Raw genomic sequence first — 21694 nt, forward strand, 5'->3', positions numbered from 1 at the left:
CAACCCTTTCAGGGCGGAAATCCGGGGACAAAGGCGAACGCTTCACTTCTACAGAATCGATTTCGTCCACTTGGCATTTTTCAAAATGCTCCTACCTGTCACGGACGATACGGTCAATGTCGAAGCGGCAGATCTCCTCCAGCGCCAGCGCCAGACCGGATGCGATGCGCGTCGCGATCGTCTCCCCCTTGTCCGCTGTCGCCTGCGTGGCATCGCCGGCGATGCCGCTGCGGGAGATGTCGCTCATCACCCACGCGAAGCGGATCCGCCCCTCCAGCGTCAGATACTGGAGATCGGTCACTTGCGGCATCTCGCAGACGAGCTGATCCGCCTTCACCCAGTCCGGCTTGAACGCCATGACGAGCGAGGTCTCGATATCGCCGCCGTGGATGCCGTACTCATGCTCCTCCGGCGTGACCAGATCCACGTCGGCATCCAGACTGTGCGGATTGACGTAGAATACCATCATCCCCGTCTGCACCCGGATCTCCCGGGAGGCGACATTGAGCAGATCGACGTTGCCGCCGTGCGTGTTGAACAGCATCAGCCGGCGGAAGCCGCTGCGCTGCAGACTGACCGCGATGTCGGTAATGACGCTCTGCAGTGTCGCAGCCGACAGCGAGATCGTCCCCGCAAAGTCCAGATGCTCGTTGCTCTTGCCGTAAGAGACCGGCGGCAGCAGCCAGACACTGGCGGACTCCGGCAGCTGCTCCAGCGTCCGGGTGATCAGCGACTCGCCGATCAGCGCGTCGGTCATGAGCGGCAGATGCGGTCCATGCTGCTCGACGGCGCCTACCGGCAGGATGACAAGCGCATCCTCCTTATCCATCGCCTCGACCTCGGCATACGTCAGCCGGGGCAGGAAGCGCCGCTCCCACGCCGCTCCTTCATATCGGAACATGGCGCTTCACACTCCCTTGAGTACGCGCAGATCTTCTTCGTCCAGCGCAGCCGGGGGACCGGACAGGATGAGATCGGAGAATTTCTCGTCCGGCACCATCGTGGTCAGCACGTATAGCCTGCCTTCACCGGTGTTCTGCACCTCATGGACGTGACCCGGGTCGACGACGAAGAACGAGCCCGGCTTGATCGGGATGCTGTTGCCGTCGACGGCAGCGATCCCTTCGCCTGCGATCACATAGAAATATTCATGGGCAGCGGCATGGGTGTTGGGCGGCGTGCGGCCGTCCTTGTCGAAGATTTCGATGACCGATACGAAGGGCAGCGTCTTGCCGTCGCACAGCAGGACAAATTTGTTCTTGTCCGCCGCCGATATTTTGTGAACCGGGCAATCCTCGTAGTGGCCTGCTGTTAGTCCTGGCACCATCATTCTCAGCTCCTCCTAAGTGTATAAAACAGTATGGTGAAAAATCGGCCTCTTTTAGACGGATCATCCTTCCGATCGCTGTTGTGCCCATAATTCTTTGAATTAGGTATTGAATCGTTGAATTCTGGGCACAAAGGCGAACATTTCATTTCTCCAGGATGATTCCGCCTCTTTCCGGCTTGATTCACCAATCATTTAAATCACTTCTTCCTCGCCATATTCAGCGAACAAGTCTAACATCATCTGGCGCATGACGATGCCGGGCTTGTCGGAGAGCATATGGTTCTCCACCTTGCGGCGCACATCGAGCGAGACATTGTACTCCGTCGTCTCCAGCACATCCATATCCTCGTCGACGACGGCGCGGTCGAAGGCGATGACGCGCTCGGCCGGCACATCGGCCTCGGTGTCGTTGCGGAGCGCGAACTGGACGAGCTGGCACGTCTTGTCGTCGATCGGCGTCGCGCAGGTGATGATGGAGTGGATCAGGCCGGTCGGATATTGTATCGTGTTCTGCCGGATAAACGGCATATACCAGCGTCCATAAGCTTTGCGTACCGTCTCATCTTCCTCGACGTTGATCGTCTTGACCTGCTGGTTGAGCTTGTTGGTCACCGGCGCCTCATGATACGTCTCGAAGCCCCACTCGGCAGGCGTGATGTCCATCTTGGGCGGGATCGGATTGTTGATATCGCCAAACGTATTCTGATGGACGAAGGCGACATGCGCCGCATCAAAGGAGTTCTCCATGAGCCGGAAAGCCGCGCAATGAATCACCTCATAGAACTGATCAACCTGGCGGAACGAAGCGTCATCCGCATACTTGAATTCCGGGATGCCCGTCACCGGATCCTCCAGCGCCACCCACACATAACCGTAGCGCTCCTCGCAATGATACCCGGCAATTTTGTACACCTTGGGCGGATCCTCCAGCTCGGACTGCGGGAAGTAGGTGCACTTCCCGGTCCGGTTAAAGGCCCAGCCGTGGTAAGGGCAGACGACGCTGCCCTCGCGGACGGTGCCCTTGGAGAGCTTCGCCGTCCGGTGGCAGCAGCGGTCGATCGCCGCCGCCGGCTGGCCGTTCTCATCCAGCCACAAGACGATGTTCTCATTCATCAGCTTGACGCCCTTGGGCCCATCCTGCAGATGCGCAACCGGCAGAACCGGATAGTAGAATTTGCGGAAGATTTTTTGCTGAGTTTGCAGCATAGCAGACGCCTCCTTGGGTGGTTTGAATTGCTTACCATTATTCGACTAGTCGATCCAGATTAATTCCTCGCCGTCATAGATCGCTTCCAGATACTTGGTAATATGCAGTTGATCGATCGACACCTCGCCGCTTAGCGCTTCTGCTCCCTCGAGGATCTCGACTTCAGCCTGCCACTGCTCAGGCGTCGACCAGCCCAGCGGCATCCCCTCGCGCTTCGAGTCCGTGATGAGCTGGCTCTCGACAGCCCAGCGGTTCGTCTCGGCAGCCAGGTTGTAATTGCCCTCAGCCATTCTCTCCAGCTCCGCGATGACCGGATCGGCATCTTCCATCAGATATTCGTGCGCTTTGAGCACCGCCCGCAGGAAATCCTCGGCTACCGTCGGATGCTTCTCGGCGAACTCCTTGTTGACATTGAGCAGACCGAAGGAGTTTTTGACGCCATAGTCGGCAGGGTCGAACAGCTTGACATCAAAGCCTTGCTGTTCCATCTGGTAAGGCTCATTGGATTTGAAGACGGTGATGGCATCGACATTGGACGTGTTAAGGATCGTCGGATCGAAGCCGACCGATACCAGTTCGATCTTATCCAGATCTACGCCGGCGTTGATGAGCATGGCGCGGAAGTTGGGCGGGAAGGCCGCTTTGTAGCCCAGCGTCTTGCCTTCCAGATCCGTCAGCTCCTCGATACCCGAGTCAGCCAGCACCATCAGGGCATTCAGCCCGACCGGACTCATCACCGACATCGGCTCGATGCGGCCGCCGCTGGCGATCGCCTGGATGACATTGCTCGCCGAGCCAGCGCCGGCGAATTGGGCTCTGCCCGCCGCCAGCAGCTTCATGCTCTCCGCCTCTACACCCGGCTGGATCTCGACCGTTAGGCCGAGCTCCTCGAACAGGCCGAGCTCGATCGCTGCCGCGACGTTAATATTGGGAGACGAAGCCGAATAGTTGAAGCCGGTGACGTACGTAATCTTGCCGACCGAACGGTTGGCCTCGATCCGCGCTTCCCAGTCGATACTGCCATCGCCCGCTTCCTCTGCATTATCTCCCGCAGCGCCCGCTTCGGCATTTGCCGAAGGCTCATTCGGCTCCGGAGCCGCTGGCGCATTTGCATTTTGACTGCCGCATCCCGCGACTACCAACATCACACATAACAAACAAACGACCCACATTGCAGATTTTGTCTTCATCCTCTTGTTGCCTCCCCTTATGCTAGTCTATTATTAAAAGCCGGCCTGTCCGGGTCTATTGCCCGGAGCTGTGCCAGGCTAGAAACCTGCGTTCGACGACCCGCACGGCATTGGTGAGCAGGATGCCCATCAGCGCCAGCAGGAAGATCGCCGCGAACATCCGGTCCATCTGCAGATAATTCGCCGATACCATGACGACATTGCCCAGTCCCTTGCTCGCCCCGCTCATCTCGCCGACCACCGCGCCGACCACGCTCATGCTGATGCTGGTACGAGCAGCGGAGAAGAGGAATGGCAGACTGCCGGGCAGGCTGAGCTTGAAGAAGATCTCCCACCGGCTCGCATGCAGGGAACGCATATATTCATAGTTGCTCTCATCCACCGAGCGGAAGCCTGTCGTCGAATTGATGAGCATCGGGAAAAACGAAATAATCGCTGCTACCAGAATTTTGGGGAATGGGCCGAAGCCGAACCAGATCATCAGCAGCGGCGCGATCACGACGATCGGGGTGACATGCGCCAGTACCGCCACCGGCAGCAGCATGCGCTCCAGCAGCCTTGACTGCGACATGATGACGCCGCCGATCAGCGCCAGCACCGTACCGATTACAAAACCGACCATCGCCTCGTAGAACGTAATGCCAATATGCGGCACATAGAACGAAAATGAAGTGAACAGCTCGGCGAAGATCACCGAGGGAGCCGGCAGGATGACCGCCTGCACATCCATGAACCGCACCGCCAGCTCCCAGCCTGCGAACAAGATGACAAAGGTGATCATCGGCAAGCCGATCGAGCCGACAGCACCCCGGACTCGAGCCGGCCAACTGATGGTCTCGGCAGTCTTCATCGCTTGGTCTCCTCTCGCCGTCACTCTGGAACTTATCGTTTGACTCATCCTCATCCCCACCTCTCGCGTAATGCTTCCCGGAGCTCCGTGATGTAGTCATTGAAGATCTGCGATCCGATGACAGCCTCATCGCGCGGTCTCGGCAGCGTGATGTCGATCACCCGCGACACCCGTCCCGGGCGGGAGGACATGACCACCACTTTATCCGAGAGGTAGACCGCCTCCTGGATGTTGTGAGTGACGAAGAGCACGGTCTTCTTGTGCTCCTCCCAGATCTGCTTCAGCTGGTGCATCAGCACTTCCTTGGTGATCTCATCGAGTGCCGAGAACGGCTCATCCATGAGCAGGATTGGCGCCCCGGTAGCAAATGCGCGGGCAATGCCGACACGCTGCTTCATCCCGCCGGAGAGCTCCTTCGGATAAGCATGGACGAAATCCCCCAGCCCCACAGCCTGGAGCAGCTCGATCGGATCGCCCTGCTCCTCTGAGTTGAAGTGCTTTTGGCGATTGACTTCAAACGGTATATTCATATTTTGCAGCACCGTCCGCCACGGGAAGAGGGCCGGCGATTGCGGGACAAAGCCGAACTGTTTGGCCTGGAGCAGCTCCTGCGGACTCTTGCCGCCGATCCGGATCTCTCCCTCCTCGGCACCCATCAGTCCGCCGACAATGCGCAGCAGCGTCGATTTGCCGCAGCCGCTGGGACCGATGAAGCTGACGAACGATCCTTTTTCGATCTCAAGTTGGATATTGCTCAGAGCTTCGGTCCACTGCCCACGTCTAACGAACCGTTTGTGCACATCCCTGATAGTAATGTAAGACAATATGACACCATCCTCTCTGAACAGCTCTGAATACAACCAATATACAGCCTAATTTATAAATAGGTCAATTTAGTTGACGCAAATTTGTATTCAAACCTAATTGAAACCGGTTAGCATTGGTCAAATGACAGATTTCAGTTCAATTCCTGTGAAATTCTTCTATTTTACGTCATATTAATGTTAGTTATTATTGACCCGCTTCAGGCCTAAGGACTATACTGGAGCTAATGAGGAAGTATAACTTACGTGGATACAGGGAGGAACAGCTATGAATCTAACCGTCGAAGAAGCCTTGTCTATCTACCCCTTGTCCAAGGCCAAGCTGGTCGCCGGAGCCGGCGGGGTCGGCCGCCTGATCAAATCTGTCAATACGATGGACGCGCCTGATGTGATCGATTGGATCAGTGACGGGGAGCTGCTGCTGACGACCGCTTTTGCCATCAAGGATACCCCGGACGCCTTCCTCCGATTGTTGAAGAAGCTGGATAAGCGCGGCGCAGCAGGCATCGGCATCAAGCTCGGACGTTACTGGTCGGAGATCCCGCAGGTTGTCCTGGAAGAGGCCGACCGGCTGAACTTTCCGGTGCTCGATCTGCCGTTTGAGTTCGCCTTCTCCGATCAGATGACCGCGTTGTTCCAAGCGGAGTTCGTCAAGAGCACACAGCAGCTGCATGACGACCTGGAGAAACAAAAGCAGCTCGTCCGTTTTGCCCTCCAAAAAGAAGATTTCGCCAATCTCTTCCCGATGATCGCCGATATCCTGGCTCATGACATCGTCGTCATCAGCGCCCGCGGCCAGCTGCTGTACAATTCCTGCAACTGGCCCGAGGTCGAGCTGCTCAAGGGCTGGCCCTGGAGCGCCCAGTTTCACAAGGCGAGAGCCGAGCATGGCTGGTTCTGCCGGATTCCGCTCATGAAGGATGCGGACTGTTACGGATTTTTGCTGGTCGTCCCTGCCGGCGGCCCTATCATCCAGGAGGAGGAGGGCTTGTTCCATCAGGCTGCAGAGATCCTGTGTTACCACATGGATCACTTCTACGATGATCAGCAGACGGTGGCCAGCTATCAGTGGAGTGCCGTCATGGAGCGCTATCTGCATGGGCAGATCTCCCAGGAGACGTTCCTGGAGCAATCGCGATCGCTAGGCTCGCCGATGGTCAGCGGCTCTCACCTGTGCGTCCTGACTGTGCCCGACCCGCTCAAAGGCTCTGCGCTCCCTGTACCCAAGAAGCTGCGCGAGCTGCTGCGGGAAGTGAATTATCATCCAAGGCTATCCAGCCTCGAATCGCAGCATCTCGTCACCCAGGATACCTTGCTCCACGTATTCAAGGTGTCGGCCAGCGACAGTCCGTTCACGGATATTATCTACAAGTCATTTCTGGAGATCCTCAAATCAATGCCAAGTGTATCTGCAAGAAGCTACATCAGCCGCATCAAGCCGGAGCTCGGCGCGATCCGCGATGCCTACGAGGAATGCACGGAGGCGCATCGGATCAGCGGTCAGCTCGCATACGATTCCCCGGTCGTCTTCTTTGCCGATCTGGAATTCTCGTACCTGTTCTCCCACATCCCGGCGCCGGTTATGGAGAAATACTGCCAATCGCTGCTGCAGCCCCTGATGCAAAAGGATGCCGATTACGCCACAGACATGCTGAGGACGCTGAAAGCTTACATCGCAAACGAGGGCCAGGTCAACGATGTCGCCAAGCAGCTGTTTATCCATCGCAACACGGTCCAGTACCGGCTGGAGAAGCTCAGCGAGGTGCTCGGTCTCGACCTGAGGCTGACCGGCGATCTGCTGAAGGTGAAGCTGATGTTCATGTTCCGGCAGCTGCTGGCACAAGAGCAAAATGGGTCCCACTCGTAGGTAAGCGAACATCCCCCTCCCCCTCACGCGCCATATAATAGCGTATCTCTTACGAAGGGGTGAGTGAGATTAGCAGATTCAGAGCTTTCTTGAGCGGCAGGAATGAAGTGCCGCCAGTAAGAACCAACGCCTCGGGCAATGCAGTCCTGCAGGTTAATCAGGCAGGGGACCGGATCACATTCCGGCTGGTCGTCCGCAATATCAGTGCGGTCACCCAGGCCCACATCCACCTCGGCCGCAGAGACGCCAATGGACCGGTCGTCGCCTTTCTGTTCGGACCTTCCAGATTCGGGATCACCGTTCGTCGCGGGGTTGTCCGGGGGACGCTGACCCGCAGCGACCTGGTCGGCCCTCTGGCCGGACGGAGCATCAGCGATTTGGTACGGGAGATTAGAAGAGGCAATACCTATATCAACGTTCATACGATCGGGCGGCCAAACGGAGAGGTTCGAGGCCAGATTGTAAGGTAAGGTTTACCGTGTGACTGCGTACCAAAAAGCCGCAGGCGTTATTCGCCTGCGGCTTTTGTGTCTATACGCCCGGAGGCGCGTCTAACCTCTCTCCAGTAAAACAATGCTGTTGCGGAATTCCGTTGCCGCTTCCTGCAGGCCGGGGATGGCATCCTCATGTGTCAAGCTGACAAATTGCTTCATGGTGCTGTACTCCATCAGCTCTGCCGCCTGTTCGAACCTTCCGAACATCGCTTGCAGGATTACAATCGTGCGGCGTACTCCTCTTCGAGGATAGAATATTGGTAGGAATCATGCCAGGCTCCCTTATGCCGCATATGCCCGCGCAGATGACCCTCATACGTCATGCCGACCTTCTCCATCACGCGAGCCGAGCCCAGGTTGTCCGGACGGCAAGTCGCGTAGATCCGGTGCAGACCGAACTCACCGAACCCCAGACGCAGCAGAGCTGCAGCGGATTCGGAGGCGTAACCTTTCTGCCAATGGTCCGGATGCAGGCAGTATCCGATCTCGCCCTGCGCCGGCTCCATGAGATGCAGACCGCAGCCGCCGATCAGCTCACCGCTCGCTTTGAGGACAACAGCCAGCTCATAGTCCAGTCGCGGCTGCTGTTGCTGCATTCCGATTACACGTTCAACGAATTGCTCCGTTTCCTCCCAGCTGTTGGGACCCCAGATCATATAGGTGGCGACGGCCGGATCAGAGGCATACCTATGCACAGCTGCGGCATCCTCAGGCGTATATTCCCTTAGGAGCAGACGATCCGTCTCGATCCGTATCATGTCGTCACCCCCTCTTCTTCCTGCAGCATCCGTACGAACGGCAAGTCTGCCGGCGCCAGCGTATAGCCGCTAAGCTCCTGGATCGTCACCCAACGGCAGGCATCGTGATCCGTCAGCCGGATCTCGCCGCCCGAGCAGACGGCGCGGCACGCGATGAGCCGGATCTGGAAGGTACCGTAATCATGCTCATGCGCCCCCAGCGGCTGCAGAATATCGATGCGAAGATTCATCTCCTCCAGCAGCTCCCGACGCAGGCAGGCCTCCACCGTTTCCCCCGCCTCCAGCTTGCCGCCCGGGAATTCCCACAAGCCGCCCTGCACCTTGTGCGGCTTGCGTCTGGCGATCAGCACACGCCCGGATGCATCCGACACAATCGCAGCACCTACTTCGAGCATAGGCAACCTCCTTTACTTTTCTACATTATAGCGACTCCGTGCTTCGTCTGCCAGCTCACAGCTCGGCACTGCAGTCGGCAGATGCGGGATGACCCTATGATCGTTTCAAAGTTGAGGAAATGGTTTAATTTGCATTATTGAGAGGAGTGTGTAGCCTTGAATCTACATGGATGGGAAACCGCGCGCATGCGCTGGCTTCGAAGGGGGCTCATTGCCCTGCTTACCGCGACGCTTGTCTTGGCCGCCTTCGGATTACAGTCGACTCGCGCAGCAGAATCGGCGATTACTGTCAAAATAAATGACGAGGCGATCGTGCTCGATACTGCGCCATACCTGCACAATGGCACCACACTGGTACCGATGAGGCCGCTGTTTGAGGCCCTCGGCATCAAGCTGGACTGGGTGCCTGCCACAAAAACTGTGCGGGGTACCGGAGAGGGACTCGAGCTATCCTTGACGGTCGGCAGCAAGCAGGCCCGGATCAACGGCTCAGCGGTTACCTTGAACGAGGCAGCCGTTATCCGTGGCGGCTCTACCCTGGTACCGCTGCGGTTCGTAAGCGAAGCGAGCGATGCTCTGGTCTTATGGGATCCTTATACTCGCCAGGTTCTTGTGTACGAAGAGAGCTTTTTGCAGAGCAATAACAGTACCAAGGAAGCGGTGAGCCAAGGCTTCCAGCACTACCTGGAGGAGAAGCGAAAGGAAATCGAAGCAAGCAATTCAGGTGGCGGGAATGGCGGCAACGCCAACGATCGCATGTGCTCGGTTTGGCGCTACCACCCCATCTATGGCGGCAGCCTGGAGTGGGTGCCGTGCTAGAAGACGCTTATACTAACCAGACAAAAGGACAATTAACCATTAACGGTCAATTGTCCTTGTTTGCTTCTTAGCAGCTAATTTGCTACCTAAATGATTAACTCGGTGAAGTGTACGTCGAGCCGATAGCCCTCAGGGGCAATCACTCGCACTTCGTGCTCCTGCGGTGCTGCATAGCTGAGCTCCATCGTCCGATTCTTGTCCTTGTCCTCGATACGCCAGGACACCTCTAACTCTTTCGACCTACTTATCCGCAATATTAGATGTTGGATAATATCACTCAACATAATTCCGCCAAGCATGGACCGGCTGCCAGCCCAGCAGCTCCTTCGCCTTGGCATTGCTCAGCAGCGACTCGTGCCCCTCCAGCGGTGCCCGGAAGTCGTCGACCCCGGGATACTGCGAGGCCATCAGCTCGCGGCTCGGCACGGCCATGCTCGTATCGTCCGCTGCCAAGTTGAGCGCTACGCTGCCCAATCCCTCCGCCTCGATCGCCAGTCGGCATGCCACGGCCGCGTCACGGGCATCGATGTAGCTCCAGAGAATGCGGTCACGCTGCCTCGGATCGTAGATGAACTCCGGGAAGCGCGCATACGCCTCCGGGGCGATGACATTTCCCAGCCGGAACGACACTACCTGCATACCTGTCCGCCGGTAGAACATGTCCGCTGTCTGCTCATTGACAACCTTGGACAAGCCATAGCTGTCCTGCGGCAGCTGCGGGTGCGCCTCATCGACAGGGACATACTGCGGTGCGAAGCGCTCCTGGGCGAACACCATCCCGTACGACGATTCGCTGGAGGCGATGATGGCCTTGCGGATGCCCAGCCCGGCCGCAGCCTCCAGGACATTGTAGGTGGACATCGTGTTGTTGCGGAACGTCACTTCATTTGGATGCGAGTAGGCGACAGGGATTGCCGCCAGGTGGACCAGCGCATCCGCTCCCGCCAGTACGCCATACGCCTGGCCCAGCTCGTTCAGATCGACGATGACCGTCTGGCAGAGCGGCTGCTCCGGCCTTTTGACATCGGCATTGACTACCTCATACCCTTGTTCGGCGAAATGCCGGACGACCCACTGGCCCAGCATGCCGCTGCCGCCGGTAATGACAACCTTCATCATGTACAACGCTCCTCTCGCGTACAGCCGTTTAGCCCAGAATCGTCTCGATGCGCGCGAGCACATCCTCTTCCAGCTTTACGCCCGACGCTTTGACATTCTCCTCCACCTGCTCTGGACGGCTCGCGCCGATCAGGGCACTGGCTACGTTGGCTTGTCTCAGAATCCAGGCCAGCGCCAGTTGACCGACCGTCATGTCCAGCTCGATGGCAACGCGATTCAACTCGATGACCTTGTTGATTTTCTCCTCGGTGACGCCCTTGCGCATCCCCTCCAGCTTGCCGGCCCGGCTGTCAGCCGGGATGTCGGCGAGGCTGCTGTATTTGCCCGTCAGCAGTCCCTGCGCCAGCGGCGAGAACACGACCTGCCCGACGCCGCTCCGTTCACCGAACGGGATCACTTCTTTCTCAATGTAGCGGTTGAACATATTGTAGATCGGCTGGTTGGCGATGAGGCGGTCCAGCAGATAACGGTCCGCTACCGCGTGTGCCTCAGCCATCAGCGAAGCCGACCATTCACTGACGCCGACGTACAGCACCTTGCCCTGCCGCACCAGATCATCCAGCGCACGCAGCGTCTCTTCGAGCGGCACGCCGGGATCGGGACGATGACAGTAGTACAGATCCACATAATCGGCCCCCAGCCGCTTCAAGCTTGCATGCGCCTGTTCCATAATATGCTTGCGGGACAAGCCGCGATCGTTGGGACCGTCGCCCATCTGTCCGAATACCTTCGTCGCCAGCACGTAAGACTCCCGCGGGAATTCCCGGAGTGTCTCGCCCATCAGCTTCTCCGCTTCGCCACGTTCGTAAACGTTTGCAGTATCAAAAAAATTCACGCCAAGTTCATACGCCTTCTGCATGGCCTTCACCGCGTTGTCACGCTCGACGTAGCCACCGTATGTCAACCAGCTGCCAAGGCTGATCTCGCTGACCTTCAGTCCGCTTTTGCCCAATCTGCGATAATTCATGTTCTCATCTCTCCTCATGTGTGATTAGTAGAGTGAGCCCTCGTTTGCTTCTTTCTCATATGGAGCCCGCATATCTTATTCTAGTGAAGTAAGGCGCATTTGGAAAGTAGTGAAAAAAGAATCACTTTATTATAACAAGGATAGCTACTATACTATAAGTAACCACTCTGCCAAAGGAGAGACTACGATGAGCGTCAACAACTATATCCCCAAAGAACCTGCCACGATCGCCTGCAATATCGAAAAAACACTGGAGGTGCTGGGCGGCAAATGGGCGTTTCTCGTGCTGCGGGAGCTGTTCGGCGGAACAAGACGGTTTGGTGAACTGCAGCGAGCCATCCCCTCCGTCAGCCCGCGTTCGCTGACGACGACGCTGCGCCATCTGGAAGAGATGGGCGTACTTGAGCGCGAGGTCCATCCGACTGTTCCGGTCACTGTGGAATATACGCTCACGCCGAAGGGCGAGGATCTGCACCAGATCATCAAGGAAATGAAGCTGTGGGCGGCGAGGTGGACGTAAGCGGAGCTGCGAATCGAAACGGCATTGCAGGCGGACTGCGAAAATCTGGTTGGCCCGAGCGTTGGTAGCTGCGGCCTGCACCACTGGCTTGTGACCAATCTCACAGCATTTCACTGGCGCCAAATGATATGCTTAAGCTATCAACGGATGTCCGCAGGCGGCCATCCCAGGAGGGCATGACGATGCGATTTGACCTGCTTCCCCCAGCCGACCAATTGATCTGGATGATGGACCGGATCTACCAATACGGTATGACGACGATGTCCGGCGGCAACCTGTCGCTGATCGATGACGCGGGTGATCTCTGGATTACGCCGGCGGGCGTCGACAAAGGCACCCTGACCCGCAAGGATATGGTGTGCGTGCATCGGGACGGGACCGTGACCGGACTGCACCGGCCGTCCAGCGAGCTGCCGTTCCACCAGATGATCTACCGCGCCCGCCCCGATCTGCGGGCTGTCGTGCATGCCCATCCCCCGGCATTGGTCTCCTTCAGCATGGCGCGGCGGATCCCCGACACCCGGCTGCTGCCTTATGAAGGCCAGATCTGCGGGACGATCGGCATGGCAGATTACGCGCTGCCGGGCAGCGAGGAGCTCGGGGCCAACATTGCCGCCAGATTCGCCGCTGGCAGTCAGGCGGTGATGCTCGAGAATCATGGCGTGGTCGTCGGAGGCAGCGATCTGTTCGAGGCATTCCGGCGGTTCGAGACGCTGGACTTCTGTGCCCGTCTGGAGATCAATGCCCGCCGTCTGGGCGAGCCTCGGCTGCTCGGACCCGGGAGCTTCGACCTGGCTCACGCTGCCGATGTCCCGCCAATGCCAAAGTTCGCCCCCAAGGGCTGCACCACGACCGAACGAGAAGCACGCCGTGAAATCTGTACACTGGTGAAGCGTTCCTACGCCCAGCGCTTGTTCACCAGTACACAGGGCACGTTCTCCCAGCGGGTCGACGGCGAGCGGTTCGTCATCACGCCGTACGACATGGACAGGCACTATCTGGAGCCCGAAGACCTGGTCGCGATCCATGACGGCGCCCGGGAGCAGGGCAAGCGACCGAGCCGTTCCGTCCATCTCCACCGGCTCATCTATGAGCAGCACCCGCATGTACAGTCGATTATCATCGCACATCCGCCGGGGATCATGGCCTATGCGGTGACCGATACGCCATTCGACTCGCGGACAATCCCCGAGAGTTATATCCTGCTGCGGCGATGTCCCAAGCTTCCCTTCGACGCAGTCTACGCGCAGCCCGAGACGACGGCAGCCGTCTTCGCTCCGGACACGCCGATTGCGCTGGTAGAGAATAACTGCGTCATCGTCACCGGCCAGAGCCTGCTGCAGGCGTTTGACCGGCTGGAGGTGGCCGAGTACAGCGCCAAGGCCATGATCGCCGCCCGCGAGCTGGGCGAGATCGTCCCGATCGACGATGCCGAGATCGAGGAGCTCAAGACAGCTTTCAAGCTGCCGTGAGGCGGATGACGAACAGCTTCCGGACTAGAAATTTCCGATGCGGCCCAGGTGCGACATTCCAGATATAGTTTCTATACTTGCAGCCCAAGGCCGCCTCATTGCAGATATAGATCCAACAACCACCGATCCAAATAGTAACTTTTTTACCCCTGGGTTGGTGATATCCCATCCGCCAGCCGGATTTAGCGCTCCCGGTGCACCATGTAGTCCAGCGCCTGTGCCAGCACCTCGCCGCCCCGCGGGCAGTCGCGCATTGCCTCTGTCGCGAGGCAGTATCGCTCCCACATCTGCCGGCGCGCTCCATCTTCGCCGAGCATCGTCACGAAGGTCGGACGGCCGTGCCCCTGGTCCTGACGGACCGGTTTGCCGAGCAGGCGGTCATCACCCTCTGCGTCAAGCAGGTCATCCTTAATCTGAAAGGCGATGCCTGCGTGATAAGCAAACCGCTTGAGCGCCTCAAGCTCCGCAGCATCTGCCTGTGCCAGCATAGCAGGCATGAGCAGCGCCGCCTCGAAACCGATGCCTGTCTTATAGAAGCAGAGCGTCTCCAATTGTTCCAGCGTCAGCGTTGTGCCCTTGGCCTGCAGATCCAGCGCCTGCCCCCGGCACAGATCCTCAGCCTTCTCTGCAGAATAACGGATCAGCGCAAGCACTGTATGCGGATCAAAAGCGGACAAAGCGGCCTGTTCCTGCACAGCACGCTGGATCAACAGCAGCCCGGTTAGCTCCGCCGTGGCGCTGTCATGGACGCGATGCAGCGTCGGACGCCCCCGGCGCAGCGAGGCATCATCCTGGGAAGGCAAGTCGTCAAAGATCAGCGAAGCAGTGTGCATATACTCGAGCGACCGCAGCATAGGCAGGATGGAAGCGGCTGGCAGATCGTAAACCTCCACCCCCATCACCCAGCTGAGCACAGGACGAAGACGTTTACCTCCGGCAGCGAGAATATAGTTGGCCGCATCCGTTAGCGGCTCTGTCATCGCCGGGATCGAGGGTGCCGGTTTCAACTGCAACGCCCCATCGATCTGTTCCTTTGCGGTCTGGATGATCGTTCCGAAGCGAGCCTTAGCCGCCCGTTCCTCCTTCAGGTGCGCCGCCAGCCGGTCCCGCAGCAGCTTGTCGAAAAAATCCACATCGTCCGCCCGCTCTACCATCGTCAGGATCATTCGGTCGAATGCCGACGCCTCAGGAGTCAGAGCAGCCATCAGCTCGGCGTACCGCTCGTCGCCGATCCTGGCCTTGCAGCGCTTCAAGCCATTGATCGCCCGGTTCAGGATAACCTCCCGGGCCTGGGGATCTCCGCCATACACCTGGTGAGTCAGATAGCTGATCACAGCCCAATACAATTCGTAAGGATTGATCAGATCCTGGCGGCTGTCCCGGTAAGTCAAATAGTACGTGTAGGGCGTGACTGCACCTTCCTTTAAATCATCGGTAAGATCCGCGAAGTCGTCGGCCAACTTTCGCCGAGAGGACTCCCACTTCTTCAAGTGGTGAGGTGAACCAGTGACTTCTCGTCTAGCCCACAAAATCTTCTTTCCTTTTCTCCTTTGCGACGGTATAATGAATAGGAACATACATTCGCTTATCGGGTAAAAAGGGAGTGACTTCATGTCCGTGCCAAAATCCGAATATCGAACGTTTCAAGTGTGGATCAAACCAGGGCATCCGTTATTTTCTTACCTCGATGAAACATGCCAACATGCTAAGAATCTGTATAATACGGCTACCTTTTATATCCGACAAGTGTTTACTGCCAGGGGGCAGTCTGCTGCTTGCCAACCGTTGCAACGGCATGTGATGGATACCCTCTCCGCGCATCTGGATGCGGTGAACGAGCGAAGAAGTGCGAAAAATCATGCTCGTCCCTTTGTGTTGCCCTCGCCGGAGCGGCCCTTCCTCTCGTATGCCCTCCTGGATGCCTTGTTTAAGGTGATGAACCAGCCGGATTACCGTTCGCTTCCTGCACAAAGCAGCCAAGGCATCCTGAAGGTGGCTTTTCAGAACGGGGCTTCCTTTTTCGCCAGTATGAAGTCGTACCGCCAGCATCCGGAGCGATTTACGGGCAAGCCGAAGATGCCGGGCTATGCTCGAAGCAAGGTGAAGGAAGTGGTGTTCTCGAATCAGGACTGCGTCATCAAAGAAGGGAAATATCTTAAACTCCCTCGAATCAAACGGCAACTGAACATCGGCAAGCTGGGCTGTAAGAACGGCAAGCTCATGCAGGTGCGTGTCGTCCCTCGTCATGGGCACTATGTTGTCGAACTGATCTTCGCTTGCCCTCTGAAAGTGGCGAAACCGGTAGCGGACGCCGCTCCATCTGCATGTTGCATGGCGATTGATCTCGGCGTGGACAATCTCGCAACCATGGTCACGACAACCGGCGCGCAGCCGATGATCGTGAAGGGCGGGATCGTCAAAGCGATCAATCAATACTACAACAAGATGAAAGCGCACTACTCACGTATTCTTCGCCACGGCAGTGACCCGCGAGAAGGCCAGCATACGTCCAAACGATTGGAACGCTTGCACCTGCAGCGCTATCGCCGAATCAAGGACCTGTTTCACAAGGTCAGTCATCACATGGTCAGGCTGGCCGTAGAGGCGCGTATCGGCACCATCGTGATCGGCAAAAACACAGGATGGAAGCAAGGCACCGGCATGGGACGGTGCAACAATCAGTCATTCTGTCACCTCCCCACGGGCTGCTCATTGGGATGATCCAGTATAAGGCAGCAGAGCAAGGCATCACGGTGATCGTGACCGAAGAAGCGTATACGTCCAAAGCAAGCTTCCTGGATCACGATCCGTTACCGCGCTTTGATGAGGCGGTGACCTGTACCTTCTCCGGCAAGCGGATCCACCGTGGGCTGTATGTGAGCCCACTTGGCATGATTCATGCCGATGTGAACGGAGCGGCCAATATCCTGCGCAAAGTATTCCCAAACGTACGTGCCAAACGCATGGATGGGATAGAGGGGTTGGATGGTAACCAGTCCGTCAACGTGTCAACTCCACAGGTGTTAAGCATCCTGAGAAAGTCAGGTTGAGACATCTGAAACCCCCACTTCAGCCGTGCGTCAGCATCGGCAAGTGGCGGGAGTATTCATTTTCATCGATGTCTACCTCATTGGGTTCTTTTTACCTACGACCATTAGTATGATACATACGGACCAGCTTAGAATAGGTTACGAAAAGCAAGCCTCCCGGGTATAGGAAAAAAGAGGATTCACCAGCAATGAGGAGAAAAGGTAAACTATATGAAATTCAATCTTAGGAGGTATCCATGATGTCTGGCATCCAACAAATGCTTCAATGGACATTTATGTCCGAATGCCCCGTTCCCGGGGACGTGAACGAACTGCTGGTTCAAGGGGAAGTTGCCGTAGCGGCCTACAAAACAATCCGCGACAGCGCGGTATTTACCAATAAGCGGCTGATCGTCCGGGATGCGCAGGGCTTGACGGGCAAAAAAGTAGAGATCTACTCGCTCCCTTACGAATCGATCCATATGTGGTCGACCGAAAATGCCGGCAGCTTCCTCGATGTGAATGCGGAGGTTGAACTGTGGACCAAAGCCGGCAAAATCAAAATTAACCTGCGAAAAGGCATCGATATCCGCAAACTGGATCGCCTGATCGCTGAGGCCTTGCTGTGAGGAGTTCCCCTGCAACGACCCTTTCTGCCGCTCGCATACCAGCTTTGGCCTCTCTAACCTTGTTGCAGCACCCCCGTTTACAGACCGATAACGGATCCACTGTCCGCAGGCAGCTCTAAAAACACGCCCATGCTCGAAATAAGAGCTACTGTGTCCGTTCGTGAGCGAGCACTATCAGCGGTCTTCTTCCCTACTCCGTCGACCTACTGATCCACATGTTAAAGTGTTGCATCATTTCCTAAACAACGAGAAAGGGCCGACCCTTAGCGGTCTGCCCTTTTCTGGTGTTGACTCTTGTAAAGCAACTAAGCTCCTATCGTTGTAAAGCATCTACCATTCTAAGAATCATGACGATAGCTTCTGCACGCGTACTCGTTCCATCCGGAATAAAGTAATGATCTCCCCTACCTTGCGCCATGCCCTGCTGCTGAGCAACTGCAATCAGCGGCTTCGCCCAAGCAGGGATGTCCGCATCATCAGCAAACGTCGTCGATACCAGGCCTGTCATCGGAGTCCCATTCATCGCGCGAATGATCATGACGGTCATCTCTATGCGGTTTATGCGACGTTGCGGATAAAAGCTGCCATCCGGGTACCCCTGGGCGATACCTAGTGCCATCAGATGGCTGATAGGCTCGCGCGCCCAGTCTGGCCAAGTCCCCCCTGGGGACATGTGGCGATCTGTCTGCGCTTCATCCCGGAATCCCAGGGCACGGCTCAACATGACCGCAAACTCGGCCCTGGTCACATAACCCTGAGGCTTGAAGGTCCGATCGGGATAACCGGACACCATCCCCATTTTGACGGCTCTTGTGATGGCCTCTTCCGCCCAGTGCCCCGCAACATCGGTCAATGAAATCGCCAGGCCAAGAGCTTCTTCTTCAGGCGGTCCAACAACGCCGCCTTCTTCTTCCATCGTCGGCTGCTCAGACTGTTGTTCCTCCGGACTCACTGGCGGAACGGCCCCCTGTGCTGGACCAGGGATTGGACCGGTTACTGGCCCACTCCCAGGGCCCGGATCCGTACCGGGATCCGTTCCTGGGTCCGTACCGGGATCTGGCCGCGCCGTGATGGTTAGCGGAACGGCGGTCTGATAAGCACCAAATTGGGCTATCAGCTCCGTCTCGCCTTCTTCTAAGCCAGTTATCGTCCCGTCCAGACCGACGGAAGCGAATTCTGGATGCAGCACTTCAAATGTCGTCTGGTCCGTGATCGCTTGCTCGGTCTCGTCCCAATAACGGGCAAGAACACGAGGTGTGAAGCTGGCGCCGGCCTGGACTGAATACTGCTCTTCTGTAAATGCAATCGCTTCGATCAGCGGAACGAACTCCACCTCCACCGCTTCACCCATCTGCTCACCGTCCAGGAATGCCCTGACCGTCGCTGAGCCTGGCGTTAGCGCGGTCAGAGACGCGCTATAAACGCCGAAGTCCGATTCGGTCACGGTGCCCATCTCACCCAGACTGCTCGTGATCGATACATCGCCCCCGCTTTGCGTCAACGCATTGCCCAGTCTGTCCACAAGCCGCAAGGTAAGGGCAGACGCATAACCTTCGTCAGCAGGCAGCCGCTCCGGCGTGGCAGTGAGTACGGAGCTGTGGCTATCCGGGTCAGCCGACGTAAACGTAACCTCCGTCTCAAGATCCATCGGCTCGCCGTCCAGAACAACACCGACCGTGGCTCTGCCTGTTGCGGTCGAATGCAGCAGCGTCTGATATACCCCCGGCTCAACCTTGGTCACCGGGCTCACCGACCCTAATGTCGTGCTGAATGACACACTGGACGCATCGGCATCGATACGGTTGCCCCATTCGTCACCAAGCTCGAGCTGTACAAGAGTGCCGTCCGTTTCGTGTACCGTCAACTGCTCTTGCGCTGCCTCCAACGAGGAGCCCGCTCTGTCGGGCGCACCTGGATTAATGTCCACGGACAAGGCGGAACGCGCTTCCAAGCCATTGACGGTCGCCGTAATGGTCACGGTCCCTGCCTGCTCGGAACGGTAGGACGCTTTGAAGATCCCGTCTCCACCGTATTCGACGTCGCCCAACATGCCGCTATCCGCCGCAAACACGACTTCGTCAGTCGCGACCCGCAGCGGATTGCCCTCGTTATCTGCCAGCCGGAACAACACATCTACCGTCTCGCCTGCCCTGGCGGTACGGGGCGAGACTGCTGCCCAATCGGATTGTCCTCTTGCACTTAAGGTGATCTGGACAAACTGCTGCACGCTTTGGGCGTCGCCTTCCGGCCGATTGCCTCCCAGCACGTTGAAGCCGTTCCGCCCCACACTCCATATCGACCTGTCTGAGAGCAATATACTTGTATGGTAATTGCCGCCGGCTACGGCCTTCACTTCAGGCAGCAAGCCCTCTCTGAACGCCGTCGCTTGTCCCGGCACCGGATCTGACGCCCCCTCAGTAGCTCTGCCCAGCTGGTAAGACTCATTATCTCCCCATGTCCACAACGTGCCATTACTCTTCAAGGCCGCTGTAAACAGGAAGCTTGCAGTGATGCTGGTGACATTGTCCAGCGCCATGCCATCGGCCTGCAGTACCGCGACCGCTCTTCTGGAGAATGAGTAGTCTCCCGTACCCAGCTGTCCTGTGGAATTGTCCCCCCATCCCCGGACGGTGCCATCGGCTCGCAAGGCAAATGAGTTGTAGCCTCTGGCCGAGATGGACTGGACTTCATGCAAGGCCGTACCTTCCTGCTCGTCTAAGACAGGCACCGGATAAGGTCTGGAGGTTTGCGTGCCATCCCCTAACTGGCCGTTGGTGTTCATCCCCCACGCCAGCACCCTGCCGTCTTCCGTTAGTGCGAGCGAATGATATTGACCTGCGGCGACCGCCCGGATGCCTTCCAGCTCCACTCCGGGCGCCGCCATCACTTTGCGGGGCGTATTCACCGTGAAATCGCCGCTGCCGCTGCCAAGCTCCCCATACATGTTCAAGCCCCAGCTCCACACTTGTCCTTCCTCATCAAGCACCAGGGTATGGGAATCGCCAGCAGAGATCTGCGTAATCTTCCGTTGATCAAAACCGCCGATCTCCATCGCCAGGTTGGCTGTACCGCTGCGTCCCAGCTGCCCCATATTGTTCGTTCCCCAGGAATACACCGCACCTTCACTGCTCAGCGCAAGGGCGTGCTGGGCCCCTACAGACACAGCAGCGATCCCCCTCAATGTCTCCCCGTTGCCGTTCTTGACGACCGAGGCGTATGCCCTGTTCCCCGTCGTCCCGACGCCAAGCTGCCCTGCCGTATTGCGGCCCCATGACCGAACGGTTCCATCGTTCATCAAGGCCAGCATAGAGTATGGTCCGGATACGATTTCGCTCACTTCAAGCCGCACCTCCGGCGAAGGCTCGTCCGCATAATGAACGGATCCCGGGATGAACGCATTGAGCCCGAGTGCCAGCACCAGTACATAAAAGATCCACTTTTTCAAGTTCTTATCTCCTCTTTTTTACTCATCGCTCCAGCAAAGCTTGTAGCCGAAGCCGCGTACGGTTTGGATGTACTTGGGCTGGGAAGGATCACGCTCTAATTTTTTGCGCAGGTAACGGATATGTACACTTACCGTATTCTCCTCCCCCGTTCCCTCGATCCCCCAGATGCGGTCATACAGCATACTTGCGCTGAACACTTGATTGGGATGACCCGCCAAGAAAAAGAACAACTGGCGTTCTTTGGCGGACAGATTCACCTCATCGCCATCTACCTTCACGCTGAAGCTGTGAAAATCAATGTGCAGATGGCCGCTGCTGAGCCGGTTCCTGTCATAGGTCTGCTTCCAATAGGCGTAGCTGCGCAGCTGTGCCCTTATGCGAGCCATCACGACGTCCACATCAAACGGTTTGACAATGTAATCATTGGCCCCGCCTTCCAGCCCGGCCACAATATCTTCACCGCCCTTGCGAGCCGTTACCAGGATGATCGGCATGTCAGACCGCTCACGTATTTCCTTGCACAAGTCCATCCCGTCCCCATCCGGCAGATTGACATCAAGCAACGCCAAGTCAGGCAGCTCTGCCTGCAAGAGCCGGCGGGCTTCTGCGGCTCCACCAGCGGTAGATACACGGAAGCCCCCGCTTTCTACACAGAGCCGGAGCAGTTCCTGAATATCCCTTTCATCCTCGACAATCAATATGTGCCCGGCGGGCATAGCGGCACCTTCCTTCCTGTATGACATGGATGATTGACCAACGCCAACTCCATATATCGTAC

The 21694-nt window shown here is 57.3% G+C and carries 19 protein-coding genes and 2 pseudogenes; 7 read left to right on the plus strand and 14 right to left on the minus strand.

The features are described 5' to 3' along the window. Window positions 1–91: 91 nt before the first annotated feature. From ABC336_RS12245 to ABC336_RS12270, 6 genes are all read right to left on the minus strand, one after another. The gene (locus tag ABC336_RS12245) at window positions 92–901 is read right to left on the minus strand and encodes a creatininase family protein (protein ID WP_413238916.1); all 810 of its coding nucleotides are present in this window, start codon (window positions 899–901) and stop codon (window positions 92–94) included. Window positions 902–907: 6 nt separating this feature from the next. Next, window positions 908–1330, minus strand: a complete 423-nt coding sequence (locus ABC336_RS12250) for a cupin domain-containing protein (protein WP_413238917.1) — start codon at window positions 1328–1330, stop codon at window positions 908–910. Between the two features lie 192 nt (window positions 1331–1522). Next, window positions 1523–2536 (minus strand): aromatic ring-hydroxylating dioxygenase subunit alpha, encoded by a 1014-nt coding sequence (locus tag ABC336_RS12255; protein WP_413238918.1) that lies wholly within the window; start codon window positions 2534–2536, stop codon window positions 1523–1525. Window positions 2537–2581: 45 nt separating this feature from the next. Next, complete coding sequence (locus tag ABC336_RS12260) at window positions 2582–3727, minus strand: ABC transporter substrate-binding protein (protein WP_413238919.1); 1146 nt, start codon at window positions 3725–3727, stop codon at window positions 2582–2584. A 55-nt stretch (window positions 3728–3782) separates the two neighbouring features. Further along, entirely contained in the window at window positions 3783–4625 is an 843-nt protein-coding gene (locus tag ABC336_RS12265; RefSeq protein WP_413238920.1) for an ABC transporter permease, read from the minus strand. A 2-nt stretch (window positions 4626–4627) separates the two neighbouring features. Further along, window positions 4628–5401 (minus strand): ABC transporter ATP-binding protein, encoded by a 774-nt coding sequence (locus ABC336_RS12270; protein WP_413238921.1) that lies wholly within the window; start codon window positions 5399–5401, stop codon window positions 4628–4630. Window positions 5402–5669: 268 nt separating this feature from the next. Here ABC336_RS12270 and ABC336_RS12275 point away from each other — a divergent pair, with 268 nt between their 5' ends. Together ABC336_RS12275 and ABC336_RS12280 are read left to right on the plus strand one after the other, a co-directional pair. Next, window positions 5670–7268 (plus strand): PucR family transcriptional regulator, encoded by a 1599-nt coding sequence (locus ABC336_RS12275; RefSeq protein WP_413238922.1) that lies wholly within the window; start codon window positions 5670–5672, stop codon window positions 7266–7268. A 68-nt stretch (window positions 7269–7336) separates the two neighbouring features. Continuing rightward, a complete protein-coding gene (locus tag ABC336_RS12280; protein ID WP_413242497.1) occupies window positions 7337–7738 on the plus strand; it encodes a CHRD domain-containing protein in 402 nt (133 codons plus the stop codon). 242 nt (window positions 7739–7980) lie between these two features. On the opposite strand, the gene ABC336_RS12285 is transcribed toward ABC336_RS12280, so the two are convergent. Beyond that, a complete protein-coding gene (locus ABC336_RS12285; protein WP_413238923.1) occupies window positions 7981–8520 on the minus strand; it encodes a GNAT family N-acetyltransferase in 540 nt (179 codons plus the stop codon). Then, window positions 8517–8915, minus strand: a complete 399-nt coding sequence (locus ABC336_RS12290) for a (deoxy)nucleoside triphosphate pyrophosphohydrolase (RefSeq protein ID WP_413238924.1) — start codon at window positions 8913–8915, stop codon at window positions 8517–8519. The genes ABC336_RS12285 and ABC336_RS12290 overlap by 4 nt, the downstream gene beginning before the upstream one ends. 156 nt (window positions 8916–9071) lie before the next feature. Here ABC336_RS12290 and ABC336_RS12295 point away from each other — a divergent pair, with 156 nt between their 5' ends. Then, window positions 9072–9734: a copper amine oxidase N-terminal domain-containing protein gene (locus ABC336_RS12295; protein WP_413238925.1), complete on the plus strand. Its 663-nt coding sequence runs from the start codon at window positions 9072–9074 to the stop codon at window positions 9732–9734. A gap of 86 nt (window positions 9735–9820) precedes the next feature. On the opposite strand, the gene ABC336_RS12300 is transcribed toward ABC336_RS12295, so the two are convergent. The 3 genes from ABC336_RS12300 to ABC336_RS12310 are packed head-to-tail and all read right to left on the minus strand — an operon-like array spanning window position 9821 to window position 11820. Next, entirely contained in the window at window positions 9821–9958 is a 138-nt protein-coding gene (locus tag ABC336_RS12300; RefSeq protein ID WP_413238926.1) for a hypothetical protein, read from the minus strand. A gap of 49 nt (window positions 9959–10007) precedes the next feature. Next, a complete protein-coding gene (locus ABC336_RS12305) occupies window positions 10008–10853 on the minus strand; it encodes an NAD-dependent epimerase/dehydratase family protein (protein WP_413238927.1) in 846 nt (281 codons plus the stop codon). A gap of 28 nt (window positions 10854–10881) precedes the next feature. Continuing rightward, window positions 10882–11820 (minus strand): aldo/keto reductase family protein, encoded by a 939-nt coding sequence (locus ABC336_RS12310; protein WP_413238928.1) that lies wholly within the window; start codon window positions 11818–11820, stop codon window positions 10882–10884. A gap of 187 nt (window positions 11821–12007) precedes the next feature. On the opposite strand from ABC336_RS12310, the gene ABC336_RS12315 reads away from it, so the two are divergent. Together ABC336_RS12315 and ABC336_RS12320 are read left to right on the plus strand one after the other, a co-directional pair. Then, on the plus strand, window positions 12008–12340 hold the full coding sequence (locus ABC336_RS12315) for a winged helix-turn-helix transcriptional regulator (protein ID WP_413238929.1): 333 nt from the start codon (window positions 12008–12010) through the stop codon (window positions 12338–12340). Between the two features lie 182 nt (window positions 12341–12522). Further along, window positions 12523–13812, plus strand: a complete 1290-nt coding sequence (locus ABC336_RS12320; protein WP_413238930.1) for a class II aldolase/adducin family protein — start codon at window positions 12523–12525, stop codon at window positions 13810–13812. A gap of 182 nt (window positions 13813–13994) precedes the next feature. On the opposite strand, the pseudogene ABC336_RS12325 reads toward ABC336_RS12320, so the two are convergent. Further along, a pseudogene (locus ABC336_RS12325) lies at window positions 13995–15275 on the minus strand (polyprenyl synthetase family protein); the annotation flags it as partial. A gap of 148 nt (window positions 15276–15423) precedes the next feature. Here ABC336_RS12325 and ABC336_RS12330 point away from each other — a divergent pair. Both ABC336_RS12330 and ABC336_RS12335 read left to right on the plus strand, forming a co-directional pair. Continuing rightward, window positions 15424–16862: pseudogene (locus ABC336_RS12330) on the plus strand (RNA-guided endonuclease InsQ/TnpB family protein). Between the two features lie 239 nt (window positions 16863–17101). Beyond that, on the plus strand, window positions 17102–17470 hold the full coding sequence (locus tag ABC336_RS12335) for a PH domain-containing protein (protein WP_413242498.1): 369 nt from the start codon (window positions 17102–17104) through the stop codon (window positions 17468–17470). Window positions 17471–17783: 313 nt separating this feature from the next. On the opposite strand, the gene ABC336_RS12340 is transcribed toward ABC336_RS12335, so the two are convergent. Together ABC336_RS12340 and ABC336_RS12345 are read right to left on the minus strand one after the other, a co-directional pair. Continuing rightward, window positions 17784–20915 (minus strand): RCC1 domain-containing protein, encoded by a 3132-nt coding sequence (locus tag ABC336_RS12340; protein WP_413238931.1) that lies wholly within the window; start codon window positions 20913–20915, stop codon window positions 17784–17786. An 18-nt stretch (window positions 20916–20933) separates the two neighbouring features. Beyond that, entirely contained in the window at window positions 20934–21632 is a 699-nt protein-coding gene (locus ABC336_RS12345) for a response regulator transcription factor (RefSeq protein ID WP_413238932.1), read from the minus strand. Between the last annotated feature and the right edge of the window lie 62 nt (window positions 21633–21694).

The sequence above is a fragment of the Paenibacillus jepli genome, assembly GCF_047238105.1.
Classification (GTDB): domain Bacteria; phylum Bacillota; class Bacilli; order Paenibacillales; family Paenibacillaceae; genus Paenibacillus_D.

Bases quoted from the DNA above. Each gene is read 5' to 3' on its own strand.
- ABC336_RS12315 (WP_413238929.1), top strand. From the start codon at position 12,008: ATGAGCGTCAACAACTATATCCCCAAAGAACCTGCCACGATCGCCTGC.
- ABC336_RS12275 (WP_413238922.1), top strand. From the start codon at position 5,670: ATGAATCTAACCGTCGAAGAAGCCTTGTCTATCTACCCCTTGTCCAAG.
- ABC336_RS12305 (WP_413238927.1), bottom strand. From the start codon at position 10,853: ATGATGAAGGTTGTCATTACCGGCGGCAGCGGCATGCTGGGCCAGTGG.
- ABC336_RS12250 (WP_413238917.1), bottom strand. From the start codon at position 1,330: ATGATGGTGCCAGGACTAACAGCAGGCCACTACGAGGATTGCCCGGTT.
- ABC336_RS12345 (WP_413238932.1), bottom strand. From the start codon at position 21,632: ATGCCCGCCGGGCACATATTGATTGTCGAGGATGAAAGGGATATTCAG.
- ABC336_RS12335 (WP_413242498.1), top strand. From the start codon at position 17,102: ATGTCTGGCATCCAACAAATGCTTCAATGGACATTTATGTCCGAATGC.
- ABC336_RS12285 (WP_413238923.1), bottom strand. From the start codon at position 8,520: ATGATACGGATCGAGACGGATCGTCTGCTCCTAAGGGAATATACGCCT.
- ABC336_RS12260 (WP_413238919.1), bottom strand. From the start codon at position 3,727: ATGAAGACAAAATCTGCAATGTGGGTCGTTTGTTTGTTATGTGTGATG.
- ABC336_RS12255 (WP_413238918.1), bottom strand. From the start codon at position 2,536: ATGCTGCAAACTCAGCAAAAAATCTTCCGCAAATTCTACTATCCGGTT.
- ABC336_RS12290 (WP_413238924.1), bottom strand. From the start codon at position 8,915: ATGCTCGAAGTAGGTGCTGCGATTGTGTCGGATGCATCCGGGCGTGTG.
- ABC336_RS12310 (WP_413238928.1), bottom strand. From the start codon at position 11,820: ATGAATTATCGCAGATTGGGCAAAAGCGGACTGAAGGTCAGCGAGATC.
- ABC336_RS12265 (WP_413238920.1), bottom strand. From the start codon at position 4,625: ATGAGTCAAACGATAAGTTCCAGAGTGACGGCGAGAGGAGACCAAGCG.
- ABC336_RS12320 (WP_413238930.1), top strand. From the start codon at position 12,523: ATGCGATTTGACCTGCTTCCCCCAGCCGACCAATTGATCTGGATGATG.
- ABC336_RS12245 (WP_413238916.1), bottom strand. From the start codon at position 901: ATGTTCCGATATGAAGGAGCGGCGTGGGAGCGGCGCTTCCTGCCCCGG.